Origin of the sequence: Williamsia sp. DF01-3 (genome assembly GCF_023051145.1) — a bacterium.
In the GTDB taxonomy this organism is placed as follows: domain Bacteria; phylum Actinomycetota; class Actinomycetes; order Mycobacteriales; family Mycobacteriaceae; genus Williamsia.
In genome coordinates this window covers 1,769,297-1,784,176 of the sequence record NZ_JALKFS010000005.1, presented here as the reverse complement: position 1 = coordinate 1,784,176, position 14,880 = coordinate 1,769,297, and the positions used below count along the sequence as shown (strand labels likewise).

General features: G+C 65.7%; 14 protein-coding genes. 8 read left to right on the top strand and 6 right to left on the bottom strand.

Annotated features, from left to right (window positions below; translation table 11 throughout):
• Positions 1–33 precede the first annotated feature (33 nt).
• Entirely contained in the window at positions 34–1,131 is a 1,098-nt protein-coding gene (locus MVA47_RS10585; RefSeq protein ID WP_247207841.1) for an FAD-binding oxidoreductase, read from the bottom strand.
• A gap of 33 nt (positions 1,132–1,164) precedes the next feature.
• Positions 1,165–2,184 (bottom strand): ketopantoate reductase family protein, encoded by a 1,020-nt coding sequence (locus MVA47_RS10580; protein ID WP_247207839.1) that lies wholly within the window; start codon positions 2,182–2,184, stop codon positions 1,165–1,167.
• Positions 2,185–2,324: 140 nt separating this feature from the next.
• On the opposite strand from MVA47_RS10580, the gene MVA47_RS10575 reads away from it, so the two are divergent.
• A complete protein-coding gene (locus MVA47_RS10575; RefSeq protein WP_247207838.1) occupies positions 2,325–3,677 on the top strand; it encodes an FAD-binding oxidoreductase in 1,353 nt (450 codons plus the stop codon).
• A gap of 29 nt (positions 3,678–3,706) precedes the next feature.
• Here the strand turns inward: MVA47_RS10575 and MVA47_RS10570 are convergent, their stop codons facing one another.
• The 3 genes from MVA47_RS10570 to MVA47_RS10560 are packed head-to-tail and all read right to left on the bottom strand — an operon-like array spanning position 3,707 to position 5,464.
• Positions 3,707–4,567 (bottom strand): sulfurtransferase, encoded by an 861-nt coding sequence (locus MVA47_RS10570; protein ID WP_247207837.1) that lies wholly within the window; start codon positions 4,565–4,567, stop codon positions 3,707–3,709.
• Entirely contained in the window at positions 4,567–5,202 is a 636-nt protein-coding gene (locus tag MVA47_RS10565; RefSeq protein WP_247207836.1) for a LysR substrate-binding domain-containing protein, read from the bottom strand. Before MVA47_RS10565 ends, MVA47_RS10570 begins: the two co-directional genes overlap by 1 nt.
• A complete protein-coding gene (locus MVA47_RS10560) occupies positions 5,138–5,464 on the bottom strand; it encodes a LysR family transcriptional regulator (protein WP_247207834.1) in 327 nt (108 codons plus the stop codon). Before MVA47_RS10560 ends, MVA47_RS10565 begins: the two co-directional genes overlap by 65 nt.
• A 333-nt stretch (positions 5,465–5,797) precedes the next feature.
• Here MVA47_RS10560 and MVA47_RS10555 point away from each other — a divergent pair, with 333 nt between their 5' ends.
• The 7 genes from MVA47_RS10555 to MVA47_RS27025 all read left to right on the top strand — a co-directional run bounded on the left by MVA47_RS10555 (position 5,798) and on the right by MVA47_RS27025 (position 14,413).
• Positions 5,798–6,994 (top strand): LLM class flavin-dependent oxidoreductase, encoded by a 1,197-nt coding sequence (locus tag MVA47_RS10555; RefSeq protein WP_247207833.1) that lies wholly within the window; start codon positions 5,798–5,800, stop codon positions 6,992–6,994.
• A gap of 20 nt (positions 6,995–7,014) precedes the next feature.
• Positions 7,015–8,163, top strand: a complete 1,149-nt coding sequence (locus MVA47_RS10550; RefSeq protein WP_247207832.1) for an acyl-CoA dehydrogenase family protein — start codon at positions 7,015–7,017, stop codon at positions 8,161–8,163.
• Positions 8,164–8,210: 47 nt separating this feature from the next.
• Complete coding sequence (locus MVA47_RS10545) at positions 8,211–9,893, top strand: ABC transporter substrate-binding protein (RefSeq protein ID WP_247207830.1); 1,683 nt, start codon at positions 8,211–8,213, stop codon at positions 9,891–9,893.
• A gap of 83 nt (positions 9,894–9,976) precedes the next feature.
• A complete protein-coding gene (locus tag MVA47_RS10540; RefSeq protein ID WP_247207828.1) occupies positions 9,977–10,945 on the top strand; it encodes an ABC transporter permease in 969 nt (322 codons plus the stop codon).
• Position 10,946: 1 nt separating this feature from the next.
• Complete coding sequence (locus MVA47_RS10535) at positions 10,947–11,945, top strand: ABC transporter permease (protein WP_247207827.1); 999 nt, start codon at positions 10,947–10,949, stop codon at positions 11,943–11,945.
• Positions 11,942–13,615, top strand: coding sequence for an ABC transporter ATP-binding protein (locus MVA47_RS10530; protein WP_247207826.1), 1,674 nt, complete (start codon positions 11,942–11,944; stop codon positions 13,613–13,615). Before MVA47_RS10535 ends, MVA47_RS10530 begins: the two co-directional genes overlap by 4 nt.
• 51 nt (positions 13,616–13,666) lie before the next feature.
• The gene (locus MVA47_RS27025; RefSeq protein ID WP_247207824.1) at positions 13,667–14,413 is read left to right on the top strand and encodes a DUF1684 domain-containing protein; all 747 of its coding nucleotides are present in this window, start codon (positions 13,667–13,669) and stop codon (positions 14,411–14,413) included.
• A 25-nt stretch (positions 14,414–14,438) separates the two neighbouring features.
• On the opposite strand, the gene MVA47_RS10520 is transcribed toward MVA47_RS27025, so the two are convergent.
• The gene (locus MVA47_RS10520) at positions 14,439–14,858 is read right to left on the bottom strand and encodes a nitroreductase family deazaflavin-dependent oxidoreductase (RefSeq protein WP_247207823.1); all 420 of its coding nucleotides are present in this window, start codon (positions 14,856–14,858) and stop codon (positions 14,439–14,441) included.
• Between the last annotated feature and the right edge of the window lie 22 nt (positions 14,859–14,880).

The following is a 14,880-nucleotide window of genomic DNA, read 5'->3' as shown; positions in this document are numbered from 1 at the left end:
TCACCTTGTCACATCGGTGTGCGGCCCCAGTGGTCAGCCGCCGCCCAGCATCGACTCCGGACGGAACAACTCGGGCACCGAACCGGCCGTCACCGACTGCGCCAGGGTCTCACCCAACACCGGCGCGTGTTTGAAGAGATTGTGACCGGCCAGGACAAAGATGTGATCGGCCTGCCAGATGGCAACGCCGTCATCACCCCAGGGCAAGGTGGTGATCCAGCAACTGATGGGCTGCAACGGCTTCGGGTCAAGGCCCGGGAGCGCCCTCGCCACATAGACCGCGGCGCGGTCGATGAGCTCTGCCAAGGCATCCGGATCAGCCACGCCACCGGGCCCACTCGTTTCCACCTCACGCGCAATGCCCAGTCCGAACGCCGACCGATCAGGGTGCGCCGCCGCGTAGATACCGGCCTCCTCGAACACACCACTGCCATCTTGCAGATTCGGCAGGGCCGCAAGGGTGTCGTCACGCACCCGGAACGACGCCCGGGCATGCGCCTTCACCGTCACCGGCAGCGAGAGTCCGATACCGGCTGCCAACTGGACGGTGCCGCGGCCGGCGCACACCACCACGTCACTGTGGACACTCGCGTTCGAGCCGGCGCGTACTTCGACCCCGGCTTCACCCAGCGGACGCACCGCCAGAACGTGGTCTGTGACAACGGGTGTGGCCAAGCTGTTCGCCAGTGCACCGATGGCGGCCTGGGTGCGGATCGCACCCGCACGTTCGTCGAACACGGCGGGGCCGTCATACGGCGCGAGAATGGGCATCAGCGAACGCAATTCGTCTCCGGACAGATGCCGTACCGGGATGCCCGGACGCGACCGCAGCGTGTCGACCCGGCCGGCTGCGACCTCTCCGAGTGCGATCGACCCGTCTGCCGAGATGAGCTCGGTGCCGAGATCAGCGGACCAGCGGTCCCAGAGCGTCCGCGCCTCGACCGCGAGATCCACCATGCGTGGATCGTCATGCGCGTGCCGGAAAAGTCGTGATGCGCCCACCGATTGGCCGCCACCCGGCGGGCCGCTGTCGTACACGGTGACGGACAGACCGCTGCGCTGGAGTGCGTACGCTGTGGACAGGCCCACAATGCCCGCTCCGATGACAGCTACGTCTGAGGTCGGTTGCACCTCGTCCACGATAGTGCCGAAGGTTCGGAGGAGTCAGCGTGCGGGCGACGCCGCCGCGAGTTCGACCAGGAAGTCGATACCCGCCAGATCGGTTCCACCGCCTCGCTCCGATGCCGTACCCAGCAGCGCCTGCAATCTGGTGTTCAGGGGAGCGTCCACGCCGTGCAATCGGGCGAGCAGTGCAATCTCGCCGTTGAGGTGGTCCACCTCGTGCGAGCCCGCACCGCGCGCGAAACTCTGCCAGGTGGACTGCTGCCCCGCGACCACGTCGATGTCGGGATCGAAGCTGGTCTGTTCGGCGTTGATGACCAGGTCGCGGGTGGCTCCGTACTGGATTCCCGCTGCGGTGAGCACCCTGCGCGCCTCTGCCTCGAGTGCTGCCCCGATCCGGACCCGATCGGACTCGTCACCCGCCAGCACCTCGAGGCCGTTCTTCACACTGTGGAGAATCTTGGTTGCCTTGATCTTGGTGATGTCGGCGGTCTCCGAGACGTCGATGTTCACCGCCCGCAGATCTGCGGCGAACCCCCGAGCGGCGTCGGCACCGATGTCGGTGGAGCGATAGGGCTCCCCCAGGTGAACGCCGCCCAGGCTGGGCCTGCCCCCGACCCTCACTTCGCCGACCTCGGTGTAGCGCGCCGCGATCAGGACCGTGGCACCGATGATGTGCGCGAACCATCGCGCCACGGCTCGCTCGGCGTCGAGACCGTTCTGCAAGGTCACCACCGGCAGCGTCTCCGCGGCCGATCCGACCACCTCACCGGCCGGTGAGTGAACGGGCTTCCACGCCAGAGTTTCCGCGACGTCGCCCACGTGCTGGGTCTTGACGGCCAGCAGCAGCACATCACCGCTGCGCAACTGCAGTTCGTCGATCGCGACGGTGTCGAGTCGAACACTTCGGGTGCCCGCAGAGGTGCGGAAGGTCAGCGGGTTGTCGCGCAGATGGTCGAGGTTCGTGCCTCGGGCCACCACCACGACATCGGCGCGGTCACTCAAGGCGGCAGCGAAGCTGGCTCCGACTGCCCCGGCTCCGACGATCACGTATCTCGACATGAGCTGAAGCTACCGCCGGCCCCGCAGAATCGACAGGTGACAAGCGCTTTCGGATCAATCCGGTTCCATATGGCCGACCGATCAGACATTGCGATCATCCGGAATTGGTGATCACACCACTGGGGTGGACATGATGAAGCGTGACCTCCTTTGCCCTGTGGGAACAATCGCTGACCGGTACCGTCCGCACTGGCGCGCAGATCCCTGACGAGTACCGCATCGACCGTTCGGGATTCAACCCGGTCGGAGCACCAGAAGTACTGGTGCAGGCGAAGACCGTCGACGATGTCCAGAACGCGGTGATCTACGCGGCGGACACCGACTTGTCGGTGGTGATCCGGGGCGCCGGAACAGGTTTGGCCGGGGGCGTCAGTGCCGGATCGGGCTCACTTGTCCTCGACGTCAGCGGCCTGAACCGCATCACCGATATCTCGCCCGCCGACGAACTCGCAGTGGTGGAACCGGGTGTCATCACGGCCGCATTGGACGCCGAAGCGGGTCGATACGGATTGCGTTACGCCCCCGACCCGGCCAGCGCCTCGATCTCCACCATCGGCGGCAACATCGCCACCAACGCAGGCGGTCTCCGATGCGTCAAATACGGCGTGACCGGTGATTCGGTCTTGGGTCTGAGCGTTGTGCTGGCCGATGGCCGGTTGATCCACACCGGCCGTCGCACTGCCAAAGGTGTTGCAGGCCTCGACCTCACCAGTCTGTTCACTGGTTCGGAAGGAACGCTCGGGGTGATCGTCTCGGCGACGGTCCGCCTGCAGCCGACCCCCATCGACACGGTCACCATCGCTGCATACTTCGACGATGTCGAGCAGGCAGCGGCGGCCACCACTGCAGTCCTGGCCGCGCGTGTTCGTCCCTCGATCATGGAGCTGCTCGACGAGGCGTCGCTGCGGCAGAGCCGCGACTTCCTCGGTCTTCCCTCGGATGCCGCGGGCCCTTTTGTGGTCGCGCAGACCGACGGGTTCGGAGCTCACACCGAGGCGCGCATCGTGCAAGAAGTGTTCGGGCAGTTCAGCTCTCGAGTCAGCGTAGGCGACGACCCGCAGGTCTCCGACGAGCTGCTGGCGATTCGCCGGGCGGCGTTACCTGCGCTGGAACGCCACGGCCGAGCGCTCATCGAAGACATTGCGGTACCTCGTACCCGCATTGCCGACGCGATTCGGGCGGTCGCCGAGATCGCCACGCGCCACCGCACCGCCATTTACACGTTCGGCCACGCCGGCGACGGTAACCTGCACCCCATCATCGTCGTGGACCGCGATGACCCGGATGCGTATGACCGTGCCGTCGCCGCTGCCGACGAGATCTTTGGTACCGCACTGGCTTTGGGCGGAACCATCACCGGCGAACACGGCGTCGGTGTACTCAAGCGGCGATGGCTCGAACGGGAGCTGGGGCCCGACGGTGTCGAACTACAACGGACCATCCGTCGGGCACTCGACCCGACGGGGCTGTTCAACCCCGGCAAAACGGTCTGATCGCCCGGCGGGCAGCCCAGGTCGGGCGCTCAGGCAGGCCCGGTGGCGACCGGGTTGGCGGGGTCAGCACTCCACTGCGACCACGAACCCGGGAACAGCGCCGCGTCCACGCCTGCGACCTTCAGCGCGACCAGGTCGACGGCCGCTGTGACTCCCGAGCCGCAGTAGACACCAACCGGCGCGGAACCATCAGCACCGGCGGAGGCGAACAGCTCACGCAATTCATCTGCGTCACGGAAGGTTCCGTCGTCACCCAGGGTCGCGGTGCTCGGCGCGTTCCCGGCGCCGGGGATGTGACCGGCGACCGGATCGACGGGTTCGACCTCTCCGCGGAACCGTTCGGGTGCGCGGGCGTCCACCAGAACACCCGAATCGGTGAACGTGGCGACTTCATCGGCGGTCAGGGTGGCCAGGGCCCCGCTGTGGAGATCGGTATGGGCCAGCGTGACGTCGCCGGCGGCCGGTGACTCAGCACCCTTCGACAGCTCCTCACCGGCGGCCACCCACGCACTCAATCCGCCGTCGAGGATGCGTACGCCTGTGATGCCGGCAGCTCTCAGTACCCACCACGCCCGGGCCGACCCGGCACGATTCCAGTCGTCGTAGACCACCACAGGAACGTCGTCACGCAATCCCCACCGGCGAGCGGCCGTCTGCAAGACGTCACCGCTGGGCAAGGGGTGGCGGCCGCGGCCGGTCACCGAATGATCGGACAGCTCCGTCTCGAGGTCGACGTACACCGCGCCGGGGATGTGCCCCGTCTCGTAGTCGTCGCGGCCGTCCGGACGGTCGAGTCGCCAACGGACGTCGAGCACTGTCACCGGGGCGTCGCCGGCAATCAGCGACGCCAATTCGGTTGTGGTGATCAGGATTTCGTCGCGCGAGGTCATCAGGCAACTCCTTGTAGGTGTGTTCCGGCGTCGCCGGCCTTGTCGGCAATCGTCCGGTAGTGCGCGGTGACCGCTTCGACGGCAGCCTGCTCCACATCGGTGTCGATGCCACGCCGGGCGACGAGCCGGACGTCGATGTCGCCCATGTCCGGCAACGCTTCAACCTCCACGAGGCCTTCGGGAACCGGGCCCGAAAACGGTAACAGGGCGATTCCGAGACCGGCACGCGCGGCGGCGAGAACCCCGTCGAGATTCCCGGACTCGGCACTGACCGTCACCGCGTAGCCGAGGTTGTCGAGCTGGGCGAGCGCGCGGCGCCGCAGTCCACATGGTTCTTCGAAGGCCACCAACGGGATCGAGCCGTCGACCTCAGTGATGTCCCAACCCGTCGCCGCCACCCACCGGAGCGCGAGCGCTCCGACTTCGGTGCCGATCGGCTCGGCGTTGCCGCCCAGCACCACGGCGAGATCGATCGCGCCCTTGCCGACCGAGTCGGCCAGCGAGGTGGACCGCTCGATGCGGAACTGCAACCAGACATCCGGGTATGCGCCACGTAGCGCTGTCAGCAGTTCAGGCAGCAGACCATCCGCGGCGTGTTCGGTGGAACCGATGGTGAGCTTGTCCGGTACAGCCATCGAGAACCGTTGCAGCACCTCGTCTTGCGCCGCAAGCAACTTCCGGGCCTCCAGGACCAGGCGCTCCCCCGGCTGCGGTGAACCGGGACCCGCGGCCGTCCTTGACCACCAGGGACTGCTTCAGTCGCTTCTCGAGCAGTCGGACGTGCTGGCTCACCGTCGGCTGACTCAGATGGAGAGAATCTGCCGCGCGTCGAAAGCCCCCTGTTTCGGCTATCGCGACAAGGGTGCGCAAATGCACCAAGTCCAACGGATCCGCCATCACACACTCACCTGTTCCCGCAAAGTCCTGGCCTGAGATATCTGGGTATGGACTACAGAATCCCCTATCGGCGACGACGATGCGCAGTTTGATTCGCAGCGCGTAAAACCCTGGCGCATCGGCCCGATGTAGGGCTATCTGATGGCATCGGCGAATGCTCTGACCTGCACAGATGAGATCAGTACAACCAATTGATTCCGATCGGCAATACGAATCGGAATCGGTGATCTCAACCCTGGTCCAGGGGTCCGAACGCCCCTAGCATCCATTTCCGAACCAGGCCCGGTCTTTCGGTCCTGCTCGCCACAGACACGTCAGGAAGGACCCCCCCACATGACCGCCGATCCGTCCCAGGAGTCGTTGCCGGTGCCGGCCAGTGCCGCATCGAAGGTCGAGTTCATCAGCCTCACGCACCTGAACCCGTCCACCGAGCTCAACCCGATCCCGTCTCGTGGCATCGACCTTCCGTTCTTCCGTCGCTACGTCCGGTCCCTCGAGGACGGTGGCTTCGACATGACGCTGCTGCCGTACGGGTCCAACACCGCCGACTCGTTCGTGATGGCGTCGGCCGTAGGCCAGCTCAGCGACACGATCAAACCGATCGTCGCCCTGCGCCCCAACACCGTGTTCCCGACGGTGGCTGCGCAGCAGCTGGCTACCCTCGACCAGCTGACCGAAGGTCGCGCGCTGGTCCACCTGATCTCCGGTGGCAACGACACCGAGCAGGCCCGCCAGGGTGACTACCTCACCAAGGAGCAGCGCTACACCCGCACCGACGAGTTCGTCGACATCCTGCGCGACTCGTGGACCAAGACAGAACCGTTCTCCCACAGTGGAACCCACTACAAGTTCGACAACTTCGGTCCCGGCTTCGCCCCCTACGGCGCCCAGATCCCGATCTCGATCGGCGGACAGTCCGACGCCGCTTTCGAGATCGGCGGACGCAAGGCCGACATCTTCAGCTTCTGGGGAGAACCGCTGGCGGACATCAAGAGTCAGATCGAGCGGGTGCACCGCATCGCCGCCGAGTCCGGCCGCACAGACCGGCCGCGCATCTGGGTCACGTTCCGTCCCATCATCGACCGCACCGACGATCTCGCCTGGGCCAAGGCCCACGACTACGTCGACCGCATCGAGGCCAACTTCTCGAAGAACCCTGTGTACAAGACCATCGCCGGCAACACCCCGCAGAACGTCGGATCGCAGCGCGCACTGGACTTCGCGAACCGTAAAGACATCTACGACCGAGCGCTGTGGACCCGGACCGCAGCCGCCGTCAACGGCGCGGGCGCGTCCACGGCTCTGGTCGGCAGCGCCGAGACGGTGGCGGCCGCCATCCTCGACTACATCGACCTGGGCGCCGATCTGGTCTCCATCCGTGGATACGACACCCTCAATGACGCGATCGACTACGGCCGTTATGTGGTGCCGCTGGTCCGTCAGGAACTCGCCCACCGCGAGGCGACCGGCAAGCGCGGCACCCTGCAGTCCGATCACCTCGGCGCCTTCGCGACGGCCGGACAGGCATGACCGTCACCTCGGTGCGGGGCGTGACGCTCCCAACACCCGACCTCTCACCGTCGGGCCTCAAGGCGCTGACCGCCGAAGTCGCCTCCACCGCTGAGCAATACGACCGAAGTGGAGATATCCCGGTGGCCGGCCTGGCTGCTGCCCATCGGGGCGGGTACCTCACGGCCACCGTGGCGGCACGATTCGGCGGTCCCGAGGCCGGACCGTTCGAGGTTGTGCAGATCCTCTCCGCGCTCGGTGAAGGCGACCCGTCTGTGGCACTCATCGCCGCCAACAACCTGGCGATCCACCAGATGCAGGCGGCCACGAACTCGTGGCCCGCCGACCTCTACGACAACCTGCTCCGGCAGTCGGTGCAGGGACCGGCCCCGGTCAACGTGATCCGCGCCGAGCCGGAACTGGGCGCACCGGCCCGCGGCGGTCTGCCCAAGACCATCGCGCGGCGGACGGCGAACGGTTGGACCCTCACCGGTCGCAAGACCTTTGCCACCGGAGGGACGGCACTGGCGTACCACCTGGTCTGGGCGATCACCGATGAAGAGGAGCCGAGGGTCGGGCACGTGATCGTTCCCGCCGACTCCGCCGGGATCACCTGGCACCAGACCTGGGATCACCTGGGGCTGCGCGCCTCCAACACCCATGACGTCAGCTACGCAGGTGTCGAGGTCGGCGAGGAGAACTTCCTCGAGATCCCGAAGACCGATGGCGTCTACCGCGACCCCGCAGTGGCCACCGGCCCAACGGGTTTCGGCCATCCCGCGCTGTACGTCGGAGTTGCGCGGGCGGCCCGTACGGCATTCGTGACATACGCCCGTGAACGCGTACCGACCGCGTTGGGCCGTCCCATTGCCGAGACCGAACGCATCCAGGCCATCGCCGGTGAGATCGACGCCCAGATAGTGCAGGCCGAAACCCTGCTCTACGGAACACTTCTGCGCGTCGCCGCCGACGATCCCGCCGCGGCGGCAGGCCTGTCACTGGTCAAGGTCCAGATCGCCCGGTCGGTGATCGCCGCGGTCCAGACCGCGGTCGCCGCACTCGGCAACGCCGCACTGACCCGGCACAATCCGCTCGAACGACACCTGCGCGATGTGCTCTGTGTTCGCGTGCATCCGCCCCAGGAAGACACCGCCCTGCTGGCCGCCGGTCGCGCGCTCCTGCGCGCCTGATCCTGCTCGACCGCTTCATCAACTCACCCGAAAGTAGAACCACGACAATGCGTCAACACACCCGCACGAGATCCGGCCGCTGGAAGGTCGCAGGCGCGCTCGCCCTGATGTCGACTCTGGTCGCGACCGCGTGCAGCGCCGGCGGAAACGCCGAATCCGGCCCCAGCGGCGACGCCGCCAATCCCGTCAAGGGCGGCACACTCGACATCGCCTACTTCCCGGACAACCCCACCTTCACGTGCGTCGACCCGTTCCAGACCTACTGGATCGAGCACCGTTCGGTGATCCGCAACATCGCGGACTCGTTGACCGACCAGAACCCGGACACAGGTGAGATCGTGCCCTGGCTGGCCAGCAAGTGGGAGATCAGCCCGGACGGCCTCGACTACACCTTCACCCTGCGCGACGGCGTGACCTTCTCCGATGGAGCACCCTTGGACGCCGCAGCGGTCAAGACCAACTTCGACGGGTTCATCGACCTGGCCAAGACCAGCGGCGGCACTGCCTTCGGCGCCAGCTACATCCTGGGACTCGAATCGACCACCGTCGTCGATCCGCAGACAGTGAAGTTCCACTTCACCCAGCCGAACTCATCCTTCTTGCAGGCGACGTCCACCACAAATCTCGCCCTCATCTCGCCGGCGTCGTTCCAGAAGACCCCGGAAGAGCGGTGCCTCGGCCAGTTCAGCGGTTCCGGTCTGTTCAAGCTCGACAACTACACCCCCGGCCAGGGCATCTCGCTCAGCCGGAGGGCCGGATACACCTGGGGATCGAGCCTCAACAAGAACACCGGCGAGGCGTACCTCGACGCGGTCAAGTACAGCTACGTCGCCGAAGACAGCGTCCGCACCGGCAACCTCGTCAGCGGCGCCGTCGACATCACCTGGCCCCGCAATCCGCTGACCGTCGAAGATCAGGAACAGATCAAGAACTCCGGCGGCTACATCGAGTCGCGGTCACTTCCCGGTGTCTCGAACACGTTGTTCCCCAACGTCAGTGCCGGCAAGCCACTGGCGGATCCGCAGGTCCGCCAAGCCCTCTACAAGGCGACCGACCTCAAGACCAATGCCGCCACCGTGTACGGACCCGACTACCCGGTGGTGGAAGGCGCCTTCGACACCACCACCCCGTTCTTCCAGTCACAAGCCGACATGCTGGGCTTCGACCCCGAAGGTGCCGGCAAGCTGCTCGACGCCGCCGGCTGGACCAAGCCCGCCGGCAGTGAGTACCGGTCCAAAAACGGTCAGCAGCTGACCCTCACCCTGACCATCGTCGGACAGTTCGCCGCCGGTAACGAGCTCCTGCAGGATCAGTGGCGTCAGGTCGGCATCGACCTTCAGTTGAAGGTGGTCACTCAGGCCGAGTCGATCGGTCTACTCAAGAGTGGCGGCTACGATCTGATCGGAACCTACTTCACCCGCGCCGATCCCGGTGCGCTGCAGTTCATCCTGGTCGAAGCGCTCGCCAACCAGAAGGCAATCGCCAAGAACGCGGCCACCCCCGAGGTGGCGGCGCAGATCCAGCAGTTGTTCACCAAGGCCGTGCAGACCACCGACGAGGCCCAGACCAAACAGGCCTACGACGATCTGCAGAACCTGCTGATCGATCAGGGTGTCAGCTTCCCGCTGTTCGAACGCCAGCAGTTGGCCGGCGTCAGCAACAAGGTCAACGGCTTCCGGTTCACATCCGAGAGCTTCTTGGCACTCAACGACACGTTCCTTCAGCCGTAATCGACCACGCATCAACCGAGCTCGACCGGTTGGCCCCGGGTGAAGACCACCGGGGCCAACCGCCACAGGAAGGAACCGCAGCCATGCGCAGGTACATAGCAGGCCGAATCGCCCAGGCGGTTGTGGTGTTGTGGGCAGCATTCACGTTGACGTTCGTGATCCTCTATCTCCTGCCCAGCGATGCCGTCGGCATCCAGCTGGGCGCGGCCGGACTCGACCCGGACACCATGTCGCCGGAAGAGTTGCTGGCGGTCAAGTCCAAGTACGGACTCGACAAATCCATGATCGACCAATACTTCTCACTGCTGAGCGGCGCCGTCCGCGGAGAATGGGGCCTGTCGATCTCCAAGCAGGCACCGGTATCCGACCTGATTGCCGAACGCCTCGGCGGCACGCTGACCCTCAGTGTGCTGGCCGGACTACTCGCAGTCATCGCCGGGACCGCCCTCGCGTACCTCGCCGCCTTCGTCCAGTTCAAGCCCGTCCGGATCCTGCTGGACCGCTTGCCCGCGTTCGGCGTTGCGGTTCCGTCCTTCCTGATCGCCCTGATCCTCATCCAGGTCTTCGCATTCAACCTCGGCTGGTTGCCCTCGCAGGGATCAGGTGGTGCCGAGTACCTCATCTTGCCGGTGATCACGATGGCCATCCCCACCACGGCGGCGTTGGCGCAGGTGCTGACCCGGAGTTTCAACGAAACGCTGAGCGAGCAGTACATCGTGACCGCCAGGGCCAAGGGCCTGTCCCGCGGTGCCGTCCAGCGCAAGCATGCGTTCCGCAACGCCGCCCTGCCGGCGCTGACCATCTTCGGTCTGCTCGTCGGGGTGACGGTGACGAGCGCGATCGTGACCGAGACCGTGTTCAACCGCAACGGGATCGGCAAGCTGGCACAGGAAGCGGTTCTCGCCCAGGACATCCCGGTGGTACTGGCCATCGTGACGCTGGCCGCCGCCGCGTTCGTCCTGGTCAACCTGATCGTCGATCTCCTCTACCCGCTGCTGGATCCGCGCATCGCCCACACGACGAAAGTCCGCACGAAGACAAAGGTGAGCTGACATGACCGAGACGCTGAAAGACCGCATCGAGAATGGTCGAGCTCCGCTTCGCTCCGTCTCCGACACATCCAGCTCGAGTGCCAGTGCACTGGGGATCGACCTGCCGGTGGAGCGGCCTGTCGCGAAACCCGACCATTCGCTGACTCCGCCGGGCGCAACCGAACCCGGAGGACGCTGGGGTCCGTTGCGGGCAACCACTGCGAAAGCTGTCAGGCGGCCTCTATTCGTCCTCACCGTGCTGTTCATCGCGTTTGTCGGGGTGTCGGCGTTCTTTCCGTCCTGGTTCACTTCCTACGACCCCTACCGCACCGCCCCCGCCGACCGACTGTTGGCGCCGAGCACAACGCACCTGTTCGGTACCGACGAGATGGGCCGCGACCTGTGGACGCGGACACTGTACGGATCGACCTTGACGATCGAAGCGGCTCTGATCGCCCTGGCCATCGCAGTCGTGGCCGGCCTCACGCTCGGCGTGATCTCGGGGTTCTTCAGCGGCGTCACCGATTCGGTGATCATGCGGTTCGTCGATGTGCTGCTGGCCATTCCCGGTCTGCTGCTGGCCTTGGCGATCGTCACCGCGCTCGGCTTCGGCACCGTCCCCGTCGCCATCGCCGTGGGTATCGGCATCGTCCCCGGTTTCGCCCGGACGACCCGCGCCGAGGTGCTGAGGGTCAAGACCCTCCCCTACGTGGAGGCGGCCCGTGCGGGTGGCGCCTCGTGGACGCGGGTCCTGTTGCGGCACATCTTGCCCAACTCGTGGGGTCCGGTCGCGGTTCTCGCCGTCCTCGACTTCGGTGTTGCGATCATCGCGATCGCCGCACTGAGCTTCCTCGGCTTCGGTGCCGCACCACCGCAGGCCGAGTGGGGCACCCTCGTCTCCACCGGACGCAACTTCCTTGTCACCGCCCCGTGGGTCTCGCTGATGCCTGGTCTGTTCATCGCGATCACAGTGCTTTCGCTCAACCACATCTCCAAGACCCTTCAGGAACTCGAACGATGACCACCAACCTCAGCAAGTCGGCATCTGATGCTCGCGTCCCGATCGTCGACATCCGTGGCCTGAACATCGGTTACCGACGGAACCGGCAGGTGACGCCCGCCGTCCACGGCCTGGATCTGCAGGTGAATCCCGGCGAGGTGGTTGCGGTCGTCGGCGAGTCGGGTTCCGGCAAGACCACCACCGCGAACGCGATCATCGGGTTGTTGCCCGCCAACGGGCGAGTGACGTCTGGATCGATCAAGGTCGGCGGTGTGGAGATCGCCGGCGCCAAGGAGAAAGTGGTTCGGCGACTGCGTGGTTCGGTGGTCGGACTCATCCCGCAGGACCCGATGGTGGGGCTGAACCCCACTCAGCGCATCGGGGTCCAGGTCGCCGAAGCCGTGAAACTGCGTGGTGTCCGCGGAGCCGAGATCGGTGACGAGGTGATCGACGCTCTCACCAAGGCGGGCCTCGACGACCCCGCCGAGCGCATCCGCCGCTACCCACACGAACTCTCCGGAGGTCAACGTCAGCGTGTTCTGATCGCGATCGCGCTCGCGGGCAAACCCGACCTGATCATCGCCGATGAACCGACCAGCGCGCTCGACGTCACCGTGCAGGCCCGCATCCTCGACCACCTCGAGTCACTCGTACGCGACACCGGCACCGCCCTGTTGATCATCACCCACGATCTGGCGGTCGCCGCGGACCGTGCCGACCGGGTGATCGTCATGCAGCACGGGCACATCGTCGAAGAGGGTTCGCCGGCAACCATTCTCGTCGAGCCCGACAACTCGTATACCCGCCGGCTGATCGCCGCGGCACCCGCCCTCGCCCAGGGCGGCGTCATCACACCCCGCTTTGTGGTCGCTCCTGACCAGGTCGAGGTCGACAACCCCGTCATCGAACTCGCCTCGGTGACCAAGCGATTCCCCGTCAGCGGGGGCGAGCCGTTCACTGCCCTCGACGACATCTCCGTTCGCGTAGCCGCCGGCCGAACCCACGCCCTCGTCGGAGAGTCCGGATCGGGCAAAACCACCACTCTGCGGGTGGCCATGGGCCTGGAGAAGCCGACATCAGGCCGGGTTCGCTTCGACGGCACCGACATCACCGATCTTTCCTGGCGTGAACTGCGACCGCTGCGCCGACGATTCCAGCTGGTTCACCAGGATCCGTTCGCCTCACTCGATCCACGCTTCACCGTGCGCGACAGCATCATCGAGCCGCTGGTGTCGTTCCGGATCGGTGATCGTCGCTCCCGCCATCACAAGGCCGCGGAACTGCTCGACCAGGTGGGACTGCCCCGCGACCACCTCGATCGGTTGCCGGTCGAGTTGTCGGGTGGCCAACGCCAACGTGTGGCCATCGCCCGTTCCCTGGTGCTCGAACCGGAAGTGGTACTCCTCGACGAACCCGTGTCGGCGCTCGACGTCTCGGTGCAGGAACAGATCCTCGAACTGCTCGCCGAACTGCAGGAGCGTCTCGGCCTGACCTATCTGTTCATCTCCCACGACCTCGCCGTCGTCGCTCAGGTGGCGCACACCGTGTCCTTGTTCGAGAAGGGCAATATCGTCGAATCAGGCTCCGTCGCAGACGTATTCCAGCATCCGTCGAACCCGTACACCCAGCGCCTGCTCGACGCCATCCCAGGCAAACGCGCAGCCGCACGCACCGCTTCGCTGACCCACTGATCAACAGAACGTCCACTCTCGCGATACCGACCCGAACCGAAAGGCATCACGGTGACCACTTCCGCCACCACAACAGATCACTGGCTCGACCAGTGGAATCTCTGGCGCGCCGACCGCGACGTCGCCGCGACCGCACCCCACGGTCTGGCTTCGGTCACCGGCACGTACTGGCTCGATGATCAACCGCAGACCATCAATCCGCTTCCCGGCTCGTGGACCGCCGTCGACGGCACGGCCGTTGTCAGCCGTCCCGGCGAGTCCGATGCCTCCCTCGAGCCCGGATCAAAGCAGGAATTCGATGACGTGACGGTGGCTGTGCTCGCCCGGGCAGGACACGTGGCAGTCCGGGTCTTCGACCCGCAGGCGCCCACCCGCCTGGCACTGTCAGGCATCGACGCTTTTGACCCGAATCCGTCGTGGGTTCTGGATGGGACCATCGAACTCGACAGTGACGAATTGCCGTTCGATCACGTCGACGGGTTTGTCGGATCCAAGGCCACCGCGACCATACGGGTCACAGTGGATGGGGCGGCGCTGACGTTGTCGGGCATCGCAAGGCCGGACGGGGGCGCTCAACTCGTGTTCGCCGACTCGACAAACGGCAGCGAAACACAGCGGTTCCGATTTCTCGACGTCGAACCGGCGGATGCGGACGGCCGCGTGGTGGTGGACTTCAACCGGGCTTACCTGCCGCCCTGCACGTTCACCGATCACTACCTGTGTCCGCTGCCGCCGCAGAACAACCGGTTCGACTTCCCGGTACGGGCCGGCGAACGCCGCCTGATCGCCAAGGGCTGACCAGGCGGCGGCCGGTGATTTCAGGTCAGACGCGCTCGAGAACCACCACGGGGATAGGACGCGACGTCTTGGTCTGGTAATCGTCGTAGTCTGGCCACACCTCGACCATGCGGGACCACATCGCCGGCTTCTCCTCGTCGGTGGCCACTCGCGCCCGAACGGGAATCCGCTCGTCTTTGACCTGGATCTCCGCTTCGGGGTTGTCCTGCAAATTGAGGAACCAGGCAGGCGGCGCGTCTGCCCCACCCTTTGATGCCACAACCAGATAGCCATTGTCTTCCCAGGTGCGGAAGATCAAGGCATGTCGTCGCTCGTCGCCGGACTTTCGACCCTTGGTGAACAGGATGAGGATCTCGGTCCCCTTCCAGTGGAAGCCTTCTTCCCCATTCGTCTCGAGATAACGCTGGACGTGCGCTTCGCCGTGTAGTTCATCAACATTTGCCATCACTACAGCGTGCCAGCGAAGT

What these genes read in the sequence shown, in the direction of transcription:
- MVA47_RS10555 (WP_247207833.1), top strand. Translation starts at nt 5,798, where the DNA reads ATGACCGCCGATCCGTCCCAGGAGTCGTTGCCGGTGCCGGCCAGTGCC.
- MVA47_RS10560 (WP_247207834.1), bottom strand. Translation starts at nt 5,464, where the DNA reads ATGGCGGATCCGTTGGACTTGGTGCATTTGCGCACCCTTGTCGCGATA.
- MVA47_RS10545 (WP_247207830.1), top strand. Translation starts at nt 8,211, where the DNA reads ATGCGTCAACACACCCGCACGAGATCCGGCCGCTGGAAGGTCGCAGGC.
- MVA47_RS10535 (WP_247207827.1), top strand. Translation starts at nt 10,947, where the DNA reads ATGACCGAGACGCTGAAAGACCGCATCGAGAATGGTCGAGCTCCGCTT.
- MVA47_RS10570 (WP_247207837.1), bottom strand. Translation starts at nt 4,567, where the DNA reads ATGACCTCGCGCGACGAAATCCTGATCACCACAACCGAATTGGCGTCG.
- MVA47_RS10580 (WP_247207839.1), bottom strand. Translation starts at nt 2,184, where the DNA reads ATGTCGAGATACGTGATCGTCGGAGCCGGGGCAGTCGGAGCCAGCTTC.
- MVA47_RS10530 (WP_247207826.1), top strand. Translation starts at nt 11,942, where the DNA reads ATGACCACCAACCTCAGCAAGTCGGCATCTGATGCTCGCGTCCCGATC.
- MVA47_RS10565 (WP_247207836.1), bottom strand. Translation starts at nt 5,202, where the DNA reads ATGGCTGTACCGGACAAGCTCACCATCGGTTCCACCGAACACGCCGCG.
- MVA47_RS10520 (WP_247207823.1), bottom strand. Translation starts at nt 14,858, where the DNA reads ATGGCAAATGTTGATGAACTACACGGCGAAGCGCACGTCCAGCGTTAT.
- MVA47_RS10540 (WP_247207828.1), top strand. Translation starts at nt 9,977, where the DNA reads ATGCGCAGGTACATAGCAGGCCGAATCGCCCAGGCGGTTGTGGTGTTG.